The sequence below is a fragment of the Kutzneria sp. NPDC052558 genome, assembly GCF_044547355.1.
Taxonomy (GTDB): Bacteria; Actinomycetota; Actinomycetes; order Mycobacteriales; family Pseudonocardiaceae; genus Kutzneria.
In genome coordinates this window covers 22,543-37,374 of sequence record NZ_JBIUAG010000017.1, presented here as the reverse complement: position 1 = coordinate 37,374, position 14,832 = coordinate 22,543, and the positions used below count along the sequence as shown (strand labels likewise).

Annotated in this window: 17 protein-coding genes; 11 read left to right on the top strand and 6 right to left on the bottom strand. The window is 70.1% G+C overall.

The window, feature by feature from the left end; genetic code table 11:
• Positions 1 to 55: 55 nt before the first annotated feature.
• Positions 56 to 850 (bottom strand): exodeoxyribonuclease III, encoded by a 795-nt coding sequence (locus tag ACIG5F_RS28130; RefSeq protein ID WP_396522503.1) that lies wholly within the window; start codon positions 848 to 850, stop codon positions 56 to 58.
• A 129-nt stretch (positions 851 to 979) separates the two neighbouring features.
• On the opposite strand from ACIG5F_RS28130, the gene ACIG5F_RS28125 reads away from it, so the two are divergent.
• Positions 980 to 2,899 (top strand): APC family permease, encoded by a 1,920-nt coding sequence (locus ACIG5F_RS28125; RefSeq protein WP_396522501.1) that lies wholly within the window; start codon positions 980 to 982, stop codon positions 2,897 to 2,899.
• Here ACIG5F_RS28125 and ACIG5F_RS28120 read toward each other — a convergent pair.
• From ACIG5F_RS28120 to ACIG5F_RS28110, 3 genes are all read right to left on the bottom strand, one after another.
• Positions 2,866 to 3,168: an SH3 domain-containing protein gene (locus ACIG5F_RS28120; RefSeq protein ID WP_396522499.1), complete on the bottom strand. Its 303-nt coding sequence runs from the start codon at positions 3,166 to 3,168 to the stop codon at positions 2,866 to 2,868. The genes ACIG5F_RS28125 and ACIG5F_RS28120 overlap by 34 nt on opposite strands.
• Before the next feature lie 134 nt (positions 3,169 to 3,302).
• Positions 3,303 to 4,073 (bottom strand): SGNH/GDSL hydrolase family protein, encoded by a 771-nt coding sequence (locus ACIG5F_RS28115; RefSeq protein ID WP_396522497.1) that lies wholly within the window; start codon positions 4,071 to 4,073, stop codon positions 3,303 to 3,305.
• 78 nt (positions 4,074 to 4,151) lie between these two features.
• Positions 4,152 to 5,375 carry an NADP-dependent isocitrate dehydrogenase gene (locus ACIG5F_RS28110; protein WP_396522495.1) on the bottom strand — a complete coding sequence of 408 codons (1,224 nt, stop codon included), beginning with the start codon at positions 5,373 to 5,375 and terminating at the stop codon, positions 4,152 to 4,154.
• 179 nt (positions 5,376 to 5,554) lie between these two features.
• Between ACIG5F_RS28110 and ACIG5F_RS28105 the strand changes: the two genes are divergently transcribed.
• The 3 genes from ACIG5F_RS28105 to ACIG5F_RS28095 all read left to right on the top strand — a co-directional run bounded on the left by ACIG5F_RS28105 (position 5,555) and on the right by ACIG5F_RS28095 (position 7,061).
• Positions 5,555 to 6,388 carry a metal-dependent hydrolase gene (locus ACIG5F_RS28105; RefSeq protein WP_396522493.1) on the top strand — a complete coding sequence of 278 codons (834 nt, stop codon included), beginning with the start codon at positions 5,555 to 5,557 and terminating at the stop codon, positions 6,386 to 6,388.
• Between the two features lie 29 nt (positions 6,389 to 6,417).
• Positions 6,418 to 6,726, top strand: coding sequence for an ArsR/SmtB family transcription factor (locus ACIG5F_RS28100; protein WP_396522491.1), 309 nt, complete (start codon positions 6,418 to 6,420; stop codon positions 6,724 to 6,726).
• 134 nt (positions 6,727 to 6,860) lie between these two features.
• On the top strand, positions 6,861 to 7,061 hold the full coding sequence (locus ACIG5F_RS28095; RefSeq protein ID WP_396522489.1) for a hypothetical protein: 201 nt from the start codon (positions 6,861 to 6,863) through the stop codon (positions 7,059 to 7,061).
• Here ACIG5F_RS28095 and ACIG5F_RS28090 read toward each other — a convergent pair.
• Positions 7,051 to 7,662: a DUF1707 domain-containing protein gene (locus ACIG5F_RS28090; RefSeq protein WP_396522487.1), complete on the bottom strand. Its 612-nt coding sequence runs from the start codon at positions 7,660 to 7,662 to the stop codon at positions 7,051 to 7,053. The two genes, ACIG5F_RS28095 and ACIG5F_RS28090, sit on opposite strands and share 11 nt — an antisense overlap.
• Before the next feature lie 88 nt (positions 7,663 to 7,750).
• Between ACIG5F_RS28090 and ACIG5F_RS28085 the strand changes: the two genes are divergently transcribed.
• The 4 genes from ACIG5F_RS28085 to ACIG5F_RS28070 are packed head-to-tail and all read left to right on the top strand — an operon-like array spanning position 7,751 to position 10,672.
• Positions 7,751 to 8,551 carry an ABC transporter permease gene (locus tag ACIG5F_RS28085; RefSeq protein WP_396522485.1) on the top strand — a complete coding sequence of 267 codons (801 nt, stop codon included), beginning with the start codon at positions 7,751 to 7,753 and terminating at the stop codon, positions 8,549 to 8,551.
• On the top strand, positions 8,544 to 9,344 hold the full coding sequence (locus ACIG5F_RS28080) for an ABC transporter permease (RefSeq protein WP_396522483.1): 801 nt from the start codon (positions 8,544 to 8,546) through the stop codon (positions 9,342 to 9,344). Before ACIG5F_RS28085 ends, ACIG5F_RS28080 begins: the two co-directional genes overlap by 8 nt.
• Positions 9,344 to 10,297: an ATP-binding cassette domain-containing protein gene (locus ACIG5F_RS28075; protein ID WP_396522481.1), complete on the top strand. Its 954-nt coding sequence runs from the start codon at positions 9,344 to 9,346 to the stop codon at positions 10,295 to 10,297. Before ACIG5F_RS28080 ends, ACIG5F_RS28075 begins: the two co-directional genes overlap by 1 nt.
• Before the next feature lie 9 nt (positions 10,298 to 10,306).
• Positions 10,307 to 10,672 (top strand): hypothetical protein, encoded by a 366-nt coding sequence (locus ACIG5F_RS28070; RefSeq protein ID WP_396522479.1) that lies wholly within the window; start codon positions 10,307 to 10,309, stop codon positions 10,670 to 10,672.
• 138 nt (positions 10,673 to 10,810) lie between these two features.
• On the opposite strand, the gene ACIG5F_RS28065 is transcribed toward ACIG5F_RS28070, so the two are convergent.
• Positions 10,811 to 11,326 carry a DUF3455 domain-containing protein gene (locus ACIG5F_RS28065; protein WP_396522477.1) on the bottom strand — a complete coding sequence of 172 codons (516 nt, stop codon included), beginning with the start codon at positions 11,324 to 11,326 and terminating at the stop codon, positions 10,811 to 10,813.
• Positions 11,327 to 11,466: 140 nt separating this feature from the next.
• Here ACIG5F_RS28065 and ACIG5F_RS28060 point away from each other — a divergent pair, with 140 nt between their 5' ends.
• From ACIG5F_RS28060 to ACIG5F_RS28050, 3 genes are read left to right on the top strand one after another with little or no spacing between them, the layout of a single operon-like run.
• Positions 11,467 to 12,162 carry a response regulator transcription factor gene (locus tag ACIG5F_RS28060; protein WP_396522475.1) on the top strand — a complete coding sequence of 232 codons (696 nt, stop codon included), beginning with the start codon at positions 11,467 to 11,469 and terminating at the stop codon, positions 12,160 to 12,162.
• A gap of 13 nt (positions 12,163 to 12,175) precedes the next feature.
• Positions 12,176 to 13,642 carry a sensor histidine kinase gene (locus tag ACIG5F_RS28055; RefSeq protein WP_396522473.1) on the top strand — a complete coding sequence of 489 codons (1,467 nt, stop codon included), beginning with the start codon at positions 12,176 to 12,178 and terminating at the stop codon, positions 13,640 to 13,642.
• Positions 13,639 to 14,829, top strand: a complete 1,191-nt coding sequence (locus tag ACIG5F_RS28050) for a cytochrome P450 (protein WP_396522471.1) — start codon at positions 13,639 to 13,641, stop codon at positions 14,827 to 14,829. The genes ACIG5F_RS28055 and ACIG5F_RS28050 overlap by 4 nt, the downstream gene beginning before the upstream one ends.
• The last annotated feature ends 3 nt before the right edge of the window (positions 14,830 to 14,832 follow it).

Below are 14,832 nucleotides of genomic sequence, written 5' to 3'. Positions count from 1 at the left end.
GCCAACCCGTCGCTGAGCGTAGGGAGACCACTCTCACAGGGAAAGGGGGAATATTTCAGACGTCGTAGCGGACGGTCACGGGGGCGTGGTCGGACCAGCGTTCGGCGTAGGTGGCGGCGCGTTCGGTGACGGCGGAGACGGCCTTGGCGGCCAGGCCGGCGGTGGCGACGTGCAGGTCGATGCGCCAGCCGGAGTCGTTGTCGAAGGCCTTGCCGCGGTAGGACCACCAGCTGTACGGGCCGGCGACGTCGGGGTGCAGGGACCGCACGACGTCGGTGTAGCCGGCGGCGTAGAGCTGGTCGAGCCAGGCCCGTTCCTCGGGCAGGAAGCCGGCCGAGCGCTGGTTGGTCTTCCAGGACTTGAGGTCCTCTGGGCGGTGGGCGATGTTCCAGTCGCCGCAGATGAGGACCTCGCGGCCGTCGGCCTCGGCCTTGGCCCGCAGCTCGACGAGGTGGGCGAAAAACGCCTCCAGGAAGCGGTACTTCTCGTCCTGCTTGGGGGTCCCGGCGTCGCCGCTGGGCAGGTAGAGGCTGGCCACGACGACGTCGGCCAGCTCGTACTCGACGTAGCGGCCGCTGCGGTCGAACTCGGCCGAGCCGAAGCCGACGCGGACGGCCTCGGGGGCGGTGCGGGACAGCAGGGCGACGCCGGCCCGGCCCTTGAGCTCGGACTCGGCCAGCACGGTGTGCCACCCGGCCGGCTCCAGCAGCTCGGCCGGCAGCTGACCGGGCTCGGCCCGGGTCTCCTGCAGGCACACCACGTCGGCCTCGGTGGCGGCCAGCCACTCGACGAAGCCCTTCTTGGCGGCGGCGCGAAGCCCGTTGACGTTGACGGTGGAGACGGTCAGCACCCCCCGAGCCTAGCGGCATCAGGAATTCGTCAACGTCAGGCTCGTCGGCGTTAAGAACGCATCAGGGCCGGCGGTGCGGCCGTCAAGGCCCCGGACGCTTCAGACGAGGAGTCCGGGGAGAGGGAGCGCGTGTTCGACGTCGTGAAACGGCTGTTGGTCGGCCGCCCGCTGCGCAGTGAGCGATTGGGCGACACGCTGTTGCCGAAGTGGTTGGCGCTGCCGGTGTTCTGTAGCGACCCGATCTCGTCGGTGGCCTACGCCACCGAGCAGATCCTGCTGACGTTGGCGGTCGGCGGCGCGGGGGCGCTGTCGCTGTCCACGCCGGTCGCGGCGGCGGTGGCGATCGTGCTGATCGTGGTCGTCGCCTCCTACCGCCAGACCTGCTACGCCTACCCCAGTGGCGGCGGCGCATTTGTTGTCTCCAAAGAAAACCTGGGCGAGTCGGCGGCGCTGACCGCGGCGGCGGCGCTGCTGGTGGACTACGTGATGACGGTGGCGGTGTCGGTGGTCTCCGGCGTCGTGGCGATCACGTCGGCGTTCCCGGAGCTGGCCCCGCACGCCGTGGGCATCTCGGTCGGCTTCGTGGCGCTCATCGCGGTGGTGAACCTGCGCGGTGTCAAGGAGTCCGGCAGGTCGTTCGCGATTCCGACCTACGCGTTCATCGTGCTGACGTTCCTGATGTTCGCGGTGGCGGCGGTCCGGGGCCTGGCCGGCGACCTGCCGCCGGCCTCCACCGCGAACCTGCCGTTCCACCAGACCGAGAGCACCGCCGGCTTCGGCGCGGTTTTCCTGTCCCTACGGGCTTTCGCCTCCGGCTGCACGGCGTTGACCGGCGTGGAGGCGATCAGCAACGGCGTGCCGGCGTTCCGCAGACCCAAGTCCCACAACGCCGCCCTGACGCTGGTGCTGATGGGCGTCATCGCGGTGACGATGTTCGGCGGCATCACGGCGCTGGCCGTGCACCTGGGCGCCCACGCCGAGCCGGACGGCAACCCGTCGGTGATCTCGCAGGTCGCCGGCAGCGTGTTCGGCGGCGGCTCGGCGCTGTTCTACCTGTTCCAGGCGGCCACCGCGGGCATCCTGATCCTGGCCGCCAACACGGCGTTCAACGGATTCCCGGGCCTGGCCTCGATCCTGGCCCGCGAGCGCTACCTGCCGCGCCAGCTGCACAACCGCGGCGACCGGCTGGTGTTCAGCAACGGCATCCTGCTGCTGGCCGCCGCCGCGATCGTGCTGATCGTCGGCTTCGACGCCAACATCGACAGCCTGATCCAGCTCTACATCATCGGCGTGTTCACCAGCTTCACGCTCAGCCAGGCCGGCATGGTCGTGCACTGGAGACGGGCGCTGGCCGGGGAGACCGACCCGGGCAAGCGAGCGAGGATGCGCGGCTCGCAGGCGATCAACGCCTTCGGCGCGGGGCTGACCGCGGTGGTGCTGGTGGTGGTGTTCGCCACCAAGGTGGTGCACGGCGCGTGGCTGGCGGTGCTGGCCATGGTGGTGCTGTTCTTCGTGATGCGGGCGATCAACCGCTACTACCGGCGGTTCGAGCGCGAGGTCGAGACGGTCAAGCCGACGACCACGCTGCCGCCGCGGGTGCACGCGCTGGTGCTGGTCTCCCGCCTGCACCAGCCGGCGTTGCAGGCGCTGGCCTTCGCCAAGGCGACCCGCCCGGATCGCTTGGAGGCGCTCACGGTCGCCACCGACGACGAGGAGACTCGGGGCCTGCAAAGGGAATGGGAGCGACGGGGCATCAAGGTGCCGCTGGTGGTGCTGTCCTCGCCGTACCGGGACGTGAGCAAGCCGATCGTGGAGCACGTGGCCCGGCTGCACGCCCGCGACAAGCGGGGCGTGGTCAGCGTGTTCATCCCGGAGTACGTGGTGCGGCGCTGGTGGCAGCATCTGCTGCACAACCAGAGTGCCTTGCGGCTCAAGGCAAGGCTGCTGTTCACGCCGGGCGTGGTGGTGGTCAACGTGCCGTACCACATCGGCCTGGCCGATCAGGGTTGGATGACTCAGCAGGTGTTGCCGGAGGCGGCGACCAGGTAGTCGACCGAGGCCCAGCGGGTGCCGTCCAGCTGACGGAAACCGTTCCGCACCAAGGGTTGCGCGACCACGGCCTGACGCTGCACCAGCCGCCCGACGACCCGGTCGGCGGTGCTGGGCCCGGCCCGCACGTTGAGCACGTCGGCGTTGACGGTGAAGGCGCACTGCGGATTGCTCTGCGCCGCGCCCGCGTTCTGGTGCGCCAGCACGGCGAACGCCGCGACGCCGACCCCGCCGATCACGGCCAGTTTCATCACCGGAATGCCGAACACCCCGTCCTCCTCTCGCCACGGACGCCGGAAAAACCGGACATCCCAGCAATACCGGAGGACGGGGCGCCGCAGAACCACCCGACCCGGAATCCACCCGGCCGGGGTTCCCTACCGGGCTAGCCCATCACCAAACGTCACAGCAGGGGCTGAAGGAGATTCGCGAAACCCACGTGGCCGTCGCGGTTGGGGTGATACGACTCGGACACCGGATTGGACAGGCCGTTGAGCCACTCCACCTTGTCGCACACGGCGTGACCGGTGAACGCCGACCGCGGGTCCAGGAACGTGAAGCCGTGCGCGGCGGCCCGGGCCTTGATGGTGTTGTCGAGCGTGTCGGCGGCCGCGTTGAGCTGGCCCTCCTCGGTCGGGCTGATCCGGGCCAGCGCGTTGCAGGCCACGCCGTTGAACAGCCGCGGATAGCCGACCACCACGACCTTGGCGCTCGGGGCCCGGGTGTGGATCTGCGTGTACACGCCGTCCAGCGCGCCGGGCAGCGTGCCGGTGATCAGCCCCACCGCCTTGTTGATGTCGCCGGTGCAGTCGTACAGCGGCAGCGCGCACTTCTCGATCACGCTGGAGAAGCCGATGTCGTTGCCGCCGACGGAGATCGTCACGTACTGGGTCGACGTGGACAGCGCCGCGACCTGGTTCTTCAGCACGTCAGCGGTCTTGGCCCCGCTGCACGCCTGAAGGTTGAGCGCCAGGCCGAGCCGGCCGGCCAGCAGCTGCGAGTAGGCGTACACGGAACGGTCGCAGGACGTGTCGTAGTACGTCCGCGTGCCCACGCCGGAGGCGTAGGAGTCGCCGAGGGCGACGTAGCCGGGCTGAGCGGCCGCGGAAGCCGTGCCGGCGAGCGTGAGACCGAGCATCGCGGTCAACGCCGCGAGCAGGAGCTTCTTCCCCATGCGCCGGACGGTAAACCGTGACAGCACGCAAAAGGGCCCCGTCGCGAGACGGGGCCCTTTTGGTCACGCTCTAGCCGCTCAGGCGGACGCCATGCGCTTCTGCAGGTTCTCGTCGAGGGTGTTGAGGAAGTCCTCGGTGGTCTGCCACGGCTGGTCCTTGCTGATCAGCAGGGCCAGGTCCTTGGTCATCGCGCCCTGCTCGACCGAGGAGATCACGACCTCCTCGAGCGTGGTGGCGAACTGGGAGACGGCCGGGGTGCCGTCCAGCTTGCCGCGGTGCTGAAGGCCACGGGTCCACGCGAAGATCGAGGCGATCGGGTTGGTGGAGGTGGGCTTGCCCTGCTGGTGCTGGCGGTAGTGCCGGGTCACGGTGCCGTGCGCGGCCTCGGCCTCGACGGTGCGGCCGTCCGGCGTCATCAGCACGGAGGTCATCAGGCCGAGCGAGCCGAAGCCCTGGGCCACGGTGTCGGACTGCACGTCGCCGTCGTAGTTCTTGCAGGCCCAGACGTAGCCGCCCTCCCACTTCATGGCGGCGGCGACCATGTCGTCGATCAGGCGGTGCTCGTAGGTCAGGCCCTTGGCGTCGAAGTCCGCCTTGAACTCGGCCTCGAAGATCTCCTGGAACACGTCCTTGAACATGCCGTCGTAGGCCTTGAGGATCGTGTTCTTGGTCGACATGTAGACCGGGTACTCGCGCTGCAGGCCGTAGGACAGCGAGGCCCGCGCGAAGTCCTCGATGGACTTGCGGAAGTTGAACATGCCCATGGCGACGCCGCCGCCCTCGGGGTAGTTCGCCACCACGTGCTGGATCGGCTCGGAGCCGTCGGCCGGGGTGAAGGTGATGGTCAGCTCGCCCGGGCCGGCCACCTTGAAGTTGGTGGCCTTGTACTGGTCGCCGTGGGCGTGCCGGCCGATGATGATCGGCTTGGTCCAGCCCGGCACCAGCCGCGGGATGTTGGAGATGACGATCGGCTCGCGGAAGATGACGCCGCCGAGGATGTTGCGGATCGTGCCGTTGGGCGAGAGCCACATCTTCTTCAGGCCGAACTCCTCCACCCGCGCCTCGTCCGGCGTGATGGTGGCGCACTTCACACCGACGCCGTGCTTCTTGATGGCGTTGGCCGAGTCGATGGTGACCTGGTCGTCGGTCGCGTCCCGGTGCTCGATGCCCAGGTCGTAGTAGTCCAGATTGACGTCCAGGTACGGGTGGATCAGCTTGTCCTTGATGAACTGCCAGATGATGCGGGTCATCTCGTCGCCGTCGAGCTCGACGACGGTGCCTTCGACCTTGATCTTGCCCACGCCGGGCTCTCCTCTCGCGACAATGCAAGCAGTACAAGTGTACTGCTAACCCTTCGTGATCGCTTCAGGGTGGTGGCCAACGACACTGCCCGTTTGACTCGACGTGTCGACGCCCCGTCAACGTCACCACTGGGTAGCCTGCCTCGCCGGACAACTCGATCTTGAAGCAGGGGGGCGTCGTGTCGACCGGACCTACGCACGCGATGAGCGGGCTGCTGATGTGGGGCGGGGTGTCGGTCGCGGCCATCGCCAACAACCTGCCCATGACCCCGCAGACCTGGGTCGTCGGGGCGGCGCTGTGCAGCGGCGCCGCGCTGCTGCCCGATCTGGACCATCCCGAAGCCACCGTGGCCAACACGTTCGGCAAGGTCACCTGGCTGCTGTCCAAGGGCGTGCACTGGGTCAGCCACGTCGTCTACCGCGGCACCCGGCTGCGCAGCGACGCCAACCGCCACGGCGGCCACCGCGGCGTGACCCACACCCTGCTGTTCGCCTTACTCGCCGGCGCCGGCGCCTACGCCACAGTGCAGTGGGCCCACAAGGTCGCCTTGCTGCCGCTGCTGTTCCTGTTCTGTGCCCTCGCCGTCCGCGGTCTGCTGCACGAGTGGACGCCGAAGGGCCACGTGCTCGGCGTGACCGTGCTGTCGCTCGGGCTCACGGTCCTGTGCTGGCACTGGATCGACGTCGGGCCGGCCGAGCAGGCCATGTGGTGCGCGATCGCGGTGGCCGCCGGCTGCCTGGCCCACTGCCTCGGCGACGCCATCACCGAGCAGGGCTGCCCGATCTTCTGGCCGATCCCGTTCAACGGCAAGACCTGGTACCCGGTGGCGCTGCCCAAGCCGATGCGGATGCGCACCGGCGGGCGGGTCGAGCTGGGCATGGTGCTGCCGGTGCTGACCGTGCTCGGGGTGTGGCTGTCGCTGGCCTCGTTGCAGCGCACCGGCGTCGCCACCTGGGTCCCGTTCGACCTGCTGACCCTGCACCAGACCCCGGCCGTGGTCGCGGGCCGGTAGCCGTTCGACGACGTTCGTACACTGAACCCATGGGCACCACGCTTGAGCACCCGCTCCGGGAGAGCATCCGGATCGAGGCCGTGCTCCAGGCCCTGGCCGACCCGGTGCGGCTGCGCATCGTGCAGGCCATCGCCGAACGCGGCGAGATGGCCTGCGGCGTGCTGGAGCTGCCGGTCAGCAAGTCCACCCTGACCCACCACTGGCGGGTGCTGCGCGACGCCGGCGTCATCCACCAGCAGCCGGTCGGCACCTCCAAGGTCAACACCCTGCGCCGCGAGGACCTCGACACCCTGTTCCCCGGCCTCCTCGACGGCGTCCTAGCCGGCCTCCAGATCTGACCTCGCGCTTGGAAGGGGGCTTTCCTCCACTCCAAGTGAAGGAAAGCCCCCTTCCAAGCGCCGGATGACGGGAGCGCGTCGAGGGTTTCACTGGGTGTAACCGGGGCGTCAAAACTGGTCGGAACGATGGCCGCATGCCCGCCGCCACGTGGTGGCCCTCCGTTGTGCAGGGCCATGTTTTGCATCTGACCGAGACCGTCGCCGGTCGGCCGCGCACCATCCGTCACGCCGACGGCGAGGCGGTCGTGGCCGTCTGCCGCTCGTGGGTGCGGCCGCCGGCCGGCGAGACCGACGGCCTGCCCTGCCCCGACTGCGTGGAGCTGGCTACCGCCTAGCGCCCTTGATGTTCAGGGCGGCCATGTTCAGGTCGCCGCTGACGACGATGTGCGGTGTGCCCTCGCGGCCCTGGTAGCCGACCTTGTCGTTGACCGAGCTCATCCTGGTGTTGAGGTCGGTCAGGCTCACCACGGCACCGGCCGGCAGCCGCAGCGTGACCGCGCCGCCGGTGACCTCCAGCCGCAGGTCCAGCCGGTCGTGGGCGAACACGGCGTCCCGGAAGTCCAGGTTGACGCCGGAACCCCACTTGGACCGGACCACGATCGACCGCGGCACCGTCCACTCGCCGCTGCGGTTGACGCTGGACCCGCAGCCGCTGGTCAGCACCAGCGGCTCGCCGGGCAGCGGCGGCCGGTCGGCCACCGGCCGCCCGCCCCAGCCGCTGCGCGCCCGCATCTCCGGATGCGTCATGCCGGGCAGGTCGGCCAGCACCACGTTCAGCTCCGCGCGGGTGCGCGAGGACAGCGCCACGTCGGTGCGGTCGGTGAACTCCTCCAGCGTGAGCAGTCCCAGGCCGATCGCCTTCTGCAGCAACCCGATCACGTGTTCCCGCTCCGCGTCCGAGACGCGGAGTTCCCTGCTGCTCACCCCGTTCACCATGGTCACGATGCTAGGCGCGGCCGACCCCGGTCCGAATCGGGGAATTACCCGGATAAATGAGTTGCCCCCGCCCCTAGCGTGGACAGACGTGTCCGCTGTGATCGGCTGTTATCTCCGCATCACGCTCGCCGGATTCCACAGGCACACCACCTACCGCCACGCCGTCCTCGCGGGGACCGCGACCAACGTCGTCTTCGGACTGATCAAGGTCGGGATCCTCACGGCGGTCTACCTGGCGCGCGATGGGGCCTCGATCGGCGGCTACGACCTGACCACCTCCATCACCTACGTCTGGCTCGGGCAGGGCCTGCTCGGCGTCGTCGACTTCTGGAGCGACGACGAGCTGTCCGAGCGGATCAGGACCGGCGACATCGTCGTCGACCTGTCCCGGCCGTGGAACATGCAGGCCGCGCTGCTGGCCACCGACCTGGGCCGCGCCGGCTACAGCGCGGTCGCCCGCTTCGTCCCGCAGCTGCTGCTGGGGGCGCTGCTGTTCCCGTTCCGCTGGCCGACCGACCCGCTGGTCGCGCCGGCCTTCCTGGTCAGCGCCCTGCTCGCGGTGCTGGTCAGCTTCCACCTCCGGTTCCTGCTCGGCATGACCACGTTCTGGCTGCTGGACTCGCGCGGGGTGCGCAGCCTGTACGGGGTCGTGTCCGGCACCCTGGCCGGGCTGGAGATCCCGCTGTCCTACTTCCCGGACTGGGCCCAGCGGGCGCTCCTGCTCACCCCGTTCCCGTCCATGCTCCAGTACCCGATCAACGTGTTCGTGCAGGACGGGCCGCTGCTGGCCACGCTGGGGCAGCAGCTGCTGTGGGTGCTGCTGCTGGCCGCCGCCGGCCGGCTGGTGCTGGCCCGGGCCATGCACAAGGTGGTGGTGCAGGGTGGCTGACCTGGCCGTGTTCGCCCGGCTGGCGGGGGCCCAGATCCGCGGGCAGCTGAGCTACCGCAGCTCGTTCGTGATGAACTGCTTCGGGCAGGCGCTGGCCCAGGCCAACGACCTGGTCGTGATCCTGATCGTGTTCGGCCGGGTGGCCAGCCTCGGCGGCTTCGACATCACCGCCGTGCTGCTGTTCTACGCCCTGTCCGGGATGTCGTTCGGGCTGGCCGACATGTGCGTGGGCAGCATCGAGCGGCTGCCGGCCTACATCCGCGCCGGCACCTTCGACGTGGTGCTGATGCGTCCACTCGGGACACTGCTGCAACTGTTCGCCGGCGACTTCCAGCTGCGCCGCGTCGGCCGCGTGCTCACGGCCTTCGGCGTCCTGGTCTACGTTCTGTCCACTTCGGACATTCACTGGTCGCCGGCCAAGGCCGTGCTGCTGGCGGTGACCCCGGCGGCCGGCGCGGTCATCTTCGCCGCGATCTTCGTGGCCGCCAACTCGGTGTCGTTCTGGTTCGTCGACGCCCGCGAGCTGGCCAACACCGTCACCTACGGCGGCAGCTACCTGACCTCGTATCCGATCTCCATCTACGCCGGCTGGATGCGGGTCCTGCTGGCCTACCTCGTGCCCGGGGCCTTCGTCGCCTACTACCCCGGGCTCACCCTGCTCGACCACCCCGACCCGCTGGGCGCGCCGTCCTGGTTCGGCTGGCTCGACGCCCCGGTGGCCGTGCTCGCCGCCGCCGTCGCCGGCCTGATCTGGCGCCGCGCCGTCCGCCACTACCGAGGAACAGGATCTTGATGATCGAGGTCAGCGAGTTGGGTCGGACGTTCACCGTGGCCCGCAAGGCCGGGCGGTTCCGGCGGGTCCGCGAGGAGGTGGCGGCGGTCGGGGGCGTGTCGTTCACCGTCGAGGCCGGCGAGAGCGTCGGGTACATCGGGCCGAACGGGGCCGGCAAGTCGACGACGATCAAGATGCTGACCGGGATCCTGGTGCCGACCACCGGGCGGGTGCGGGTCTGCGGGCTGGATCCGAGCCGGCAGCGGGCGGAGCTGGCCCGGCGGATCGGCGTGGTGTTCGGGCAGCGCAGCCAGTTGTGGTGGGACCTGCCGCTGGCCGAGAGTTTCGAGCTGCTGCGGCACATCTACCGGGTGCCGGCCGGCGACCACGCCAAGCGTCTGCACGAGTGCACGGAACTGCTTGGGCTGCAAGCGTTTCTGGACACGCCGGTGCGGCAGTTGTCGCTGGGGCAACGAATGCGGGGCGAGGTGACGGCGGCGCTGCTGCACGGGCCGGAGCTGCTGGTGCTGGACGAGCCGACGATCGGGCTGGACCTGGACTCCAAGGAGCGGCTGCGGGAGTTCCTGGCCGAGCTGAACGCCGACCGGGGCACCACGTTGCTGCTGACCACGCACGACCTGGACGACATCGAGCGGCTGTGCCGGCGGATGATGGTGATCGACCACGGCCGGGTGCTGGCCGACGGCCCCCTGGCCGAGCTGCGGGACCAGGTGACGCCGGAGCGGGTGCTGGTGGTGGACTTCGAGCGGCCGTGCGGGGAGCTGACCGGGCTGCCGGGCGTGCGGGAGGTCCGGGTCGAGGCCAACGGGCTGCGCCAGCAGCTGTCGTTCCGCCGGGACGCGACCACCGCGGCGGCGCTGATCACCATGATCGCCGAGCGCTCGCCGGTGCACGACGTGGCCGTGATCGAACCGGACATCGACGACGTCGTCCGGTCCCTGTATCACCGGTAATGTGGTGTGATGAGGGCGAAAGTGGTCGTGACGGTCGCGTTGGGGTCGATGTTCGCGCTGACGGCGTGCGGCGCCTCGGCGGCGGGCACGCCGCCGACGAAGTCCGAGATCTGCGCCCAGGCGCTGGGCTCGGCCGTGCTGGGCCAGCTCGGGTCGGCCGCGCAGAGCAGCGCCGACCACGCCAAGCAGCTTGCCGACACGTTGCAGCAGCTGTCGACCCAGGCCCAGGACCAGCAGCTGGCCAAGGCCCTGGCCGACGCCGCCCAGACCGCCGGTGAGGCCACGCTCAAGCACCTCACCGACGGCGACCTGGCCAAGTGGGCCGAGACCGAGGCGGCCAAGCTCGACGCCGTCCGCCAAGCCTGCACCTCCTAACCAGACCAGACCAATCCCCCTCTCTTCACCCCCTCCCCAACGCGTGGAAGGGGGCTTTCCTGTCACCCAATGACAGGAAAGCCCCCTTCCACGCGTGAAAACAGGGGGTGCGGGGTGGACCAATGGCCGTTGAGGAGGTCAGGAGGCGGCGGTCCAGAAGACGTAGGTAGCGGAGTAGGGGACCGAGGTCTGGGACCCGTCGGCGCACGGGCCGGCGGGGGCAAGGCCGCCTCGGGTGGCCAGCCGTTGGACGTAGGTGACGGCGGAGAACTGTCCCTGGCCACGGTTCTCGGTGGCCTTCAACAGCAGTTCCGGCACGGCGTTGGGGCGTGCCGAGGAGGCGCCGGGCACGGCGGCGGCGCCGACCTCGCTGCCGTCGACGGTGGAGACCCAGATCGGGCCCTTGAAGTGCAGTGCGACCGCGCGGCCGTGGTCGGAGAGGGTGGCGGCCGGTTCGAACAGGGTCCAGGCGGCGTTGGCGCACTGGTAGATCTGGACGCCGTTACCGGCGAACGCGGCGATCATTCGGTTTCCGTCCGGCACCGTCACCGCGGCGGGGGCCAGGGGTTCCTGCTGCGCGACGGGTCGGACTTCGGGTTGGGAAGCAGAGCTGACGGCCAGGCCAAGTGCGACCGCCACGAGGGCGAGCGCCATCGTCACACGGTTCATTGGTCTTGTCTCCCAGAGTGAGTAGCCGGAGGTTCACCCACGAGACGGGCCCCTCCGCACGCCAGTTCACAACAGTGACCCAGGTCACAAAGGAACGTGACAACTCCGTGGTTCGTTCAGCCCGCGTGGAACCGCCGCTGGTGTACGGGCAGGGCCAGCAGCTGCTGGTCGTCGACGACGAGCCAGGCATCACCGAGATGCTGGCGACCACCCTGGGCCTGGCCGGCTACCAGGTCCGCACGGCGGCGACCGGCCGCGAGGCGCTCAGACGGGTCGCGGCCGAGCCCCCGGACCTGGTCATCCTGGACGTGATGCTGCCGGACGTGGACGGTTTCGAGGTGTGCCGGCGGGTCTGCGAGCTGCCCGACGCGCCGCCGGTGCTGCTGCTGACCGCACGAGACTCGGTGCTGGACAAGGTGACCGGCCTGACCACCGGCGCGGACGACTACCTGACCAAGCCGTTCAGCATCCCCGAGGTGCTGGCCCGCGTGCAGGTGCTGCTGCGCCGGGCCCACCGCGGCGGCGCGGACCCGGTGCTGAGCGTGGGCGGCGTGGTGATGGACGAGGCCTCGCGCCGGGTGACCCGGGACGGCCTGCTGGTCGAGCTGTCCCCCACCGAGTACCGGCTGCTGCGCTACCTGATGGTCAACGCCGGCCGGGTGGTGTCCAAGGGCCAGGTGCTGGAGCACGTGTGGCGGCACGACTTCGGCGACGGCGTGGTGGAGAAGGTGGTGTCCCGGCTGCGGCAGAAGCTGGACGCGACCGGCGCGCCGCTGATCCACACCGTGCGCGGGTTCGGCTACAGCCTCCGGGAGAGCTGAGGTGCGCCGCCGCGTGTCCTCGCTGCGGGGCCGGCTGGTCTGCACGGTGATCGCGTTGGCCGCGCTGGGCATGGTGATCGTGGACGCGGCGTCGATCGTCGCGCTCCAGGTGTACTTCCGGGACCGCGCCGACACGTGGCTCACCGACACCAAGACCCGCCTGGCCCAGGCCATCGGCCACACCTCGGTGGTGGTGACCAGGAACGACGTGTCGGTGCTGCTGCAACCGGGTTACGTCGTCACGCTGTTCGACCCCCAAGGACGGGTCCTCGTCCAGACGCCGGTGGTGGACTCGCTGGGCAACCCGGCCGCGCCGCCCACCCTGCCGGCGGTCGTCGGCAAGGACTTCGCGGCGACGCCGACGACGCTGCCCTCGGCCGGCGGCCCGCAGTACCGGACGCTGATGTTCAACCTGGGCACGGACGTCCGCTACGCCCAGCCGAACGGACCGCCGGTGGCGATCGGCAGCGCGCTGCTGGCCGAGAGCCTCGACCCGACCGACGACGCGCTGAGCAAGCTGATGGTGTTCGAGCTGCTGGCCACGCTGGTGGCGCTGGCCGGCATCGGGCTGCTCAGTTTCGTGGTGCTGAAGGTCGGCCTGCAACCGTTGCGGGACATGGCTCGCACGGCGCGACGCATCGCCGCCGGCGAGGTGCACCAGCGGATCGACGCGCCCAACGAGGGCGCCGAGGTCGGGCAGGTCGTGGTGGCGCTGAACGAGGCGTTCGACGCGCGCCAGCAGTCGGAGGAGCGGCTGCGCCGGTTCGTCGCCGACGCCTCGCACGAGCTGCGCACGCCGCTGACCACCATCCGCGGCTGGGCCGAGATGCACCAGCACGGCTTGGCCGGCGAGGAGCTGACCGCGCTGTCGCTGTCCCGGATCCAGCAGGAGTCGGCCCGCATGCAGGAGCTCGTCGGCGATCTGCTGTTGCTGGCCCAGCTGGACCAGCAGCACGAGCCGGTCTCCGAGCGGGTCGACCTGGGCCGGCTGGCCGCCGACGCGGTGGCCGACGCCCGGGTCACCGCCCCGCAGCGGGAGATCCGAACGCTGGTGCGCGGGCGGACCGTGGTGTGCGGCGACGAGAACCGGCTGCGCGAGGTGTTGCAGAACCTGATCAGCAATGCCCTGGTGCACACCCCTTCGGGCACGGAAATCGACGTCCGCGTGACCGGCGACCATGCCAGGGTGGAATTGGTGGTGGCCGACAACGGACCAGGCATGGACGAGGCGACCGCGGGCCGGGTGTTCGAGCGGTTCTTCCGGGCCGACCAGGCCCGCAGCCCGGGCACCGGCGGCACCGGGCTCGGGCTGAGCATCGTGCGCTCGATCGTGGCGGCCCACGGCGGCGCCGTCGACCTGGTCACCCGTCCGGGCGAGGGCAGCGTCTTCACTGTCAGGCTTTCGTCAGGTTCGTGGGAGACGGCGGTCAGCCGGACCGGGTTGGCTGGGGACAACGAGGGTGAGGGGAGAGTGCAGTGACCATCGAGGCAGCGCCGTTGCCCATCGAGCGGCCGACGCCGTTCGACCCGCCGCGGGAGTACCGCAGGCTGCGGGAGGATCAGCCGGTCAGCCGGCTGGCCATGCCGGACGGCTCGCTGGGCTGGCTCGTGACCAGCTACGAGCACGTCCGCTTCGTGATGGCCGACCCGAGGTTCAGCTCGCGGCCGGAGAACATCACCGACCCGATGCGGGTGGTCGCGCCGGAGGAGAGGTTCGAGGTCCCGAAGGGCCTGTTCATCTCCATGGACCCGCCGGACCACGGCCGCTACCGCAAGCTGCTGACCGGGCAGTTCACCGTGCGGCGGATGCGGGCGCTCGAACCCCGTATCCACCAGATGGTGGTCGACCACCTGGACGCCATGCAGGCCGCCGGCGACTCGGCCGACCTGGTGTCCGCGTTCGCGCTGCCCATCCCGTCGCTGGTGATCTGCGAGCTGCTCGGCGTGCCCTACGAGGAACGCGAGGAGTTCCAGCACCGCTCGCACCAGCTGCTGCGGGTGGACCTGCCGATCGCGCAGATCCGCGAGGCGGCCGAGGGCATCCGCGACTTCATGGGCCGCCTGGTCGCCAGCAAGCGTGTCGAGCCCGGCGACGACATGCTCAGCGGGCTGTTCGCGGCGGACCCGACGCTGACCGAGGACGAGATCGCGGAGATGGGCCTGCTGCTGCTCATCGCCGGTCACGAGACCACCGCCAACATGCTCGGCCTCGGCACGTTCCTGCTGTTGCAGAACCCGGACCAGCTGGCCAAGCTGCGCGCCGAGCCGGCGCTGCTGCCGGGCGCGGTCGAGGAGCTGCTGCGCTACCTGTCGGTGGTGCAGTTCGGCACCCGGCGCGGCGTGCTGGCGGACGTCGAGGTGGGCGGGCAGCAGTTCCGCAAGGGCGAGACGGTGATCTGCTCGCTGGCCGCGGCCAACCGGGACCCGGCCCGCTTCGACAACCCGGAGATCCTGGACGTCACCCGCACGCACAGCACGCACGTGGCGTTCGGGCACGGCATCCACCAGTGCCTGGGCCAGCAGCTGTCCCGGGTGGAGATGCAGATCGCGTTCCGCGAGCTGTTCGACCGGTTCCCGAACCTGCGGCTGGCGGCCGAGCCCGGCGAGGTGAAGCTGCGCACGATGTCCGCCGTGTACGGCGCGGACTACCTGCCCGTCGCCTGGTGACCC

What these genes read in the sequence shown, in the direction of transcription:
- ACIG5F_RS28100 (WP_396522491.1), top strand. Translation starts at nt 6,418, where the DNA reads ATGGGCACCACGCTTGAGCACCCGCTCCGGGAGAGCATCCGGATCGAG.
- ACIG5F_RS28095 (WP_396522489.1), top strand. Translation starts at nt 6,861, where the DNA reads ATGCCCGCCGCCACGTGGTGGCCCTCCGTTGTGCAGGGCCATGTTTTG.
- ACIG5F_RS28115 (WP_396522497.1), bottom strand. Translation starts at nt 4,073, where the DNA reads ATGGGGAAGAAGCTCCTGCTCGCGGCGTTGACCGCGATGCTCGGTCTC.
- ACIG5F_RS28075 (WP_396522481.1), top strand. Translation starts at nt 9,344, where the DNA reads ATGATCGAGGTCAGCGAGTTGGGTCGGACGTTCACCGTGGCCCGCAAG.
- ACIG5F_RS28070 (WP_396522479.1), top strand. Translation starts at nt 10,307, where the DNA reads ATGAGGGCGAAAGTGGTCGTGACGGTCGCGTTGGGGTCGATGTTCGCG.
- ACIG5F_RS28065 (WP_396522477.1), bottom strand. Translation starts at nt 11,326, where the DNA reads ATGGCGCTCGCCCTCGTGGCGGTCGCACTTGGCCTGGCCGTCAGCTCT.
- ACIG5F_RS28090 (WP_396522487.1), bottom strand. Translation starts at nt 7,662, where the DNA reads ATGGTGAACGGGGTGAGCAGCAGGGAACTCCGCGTCTCGGACGCGGAG.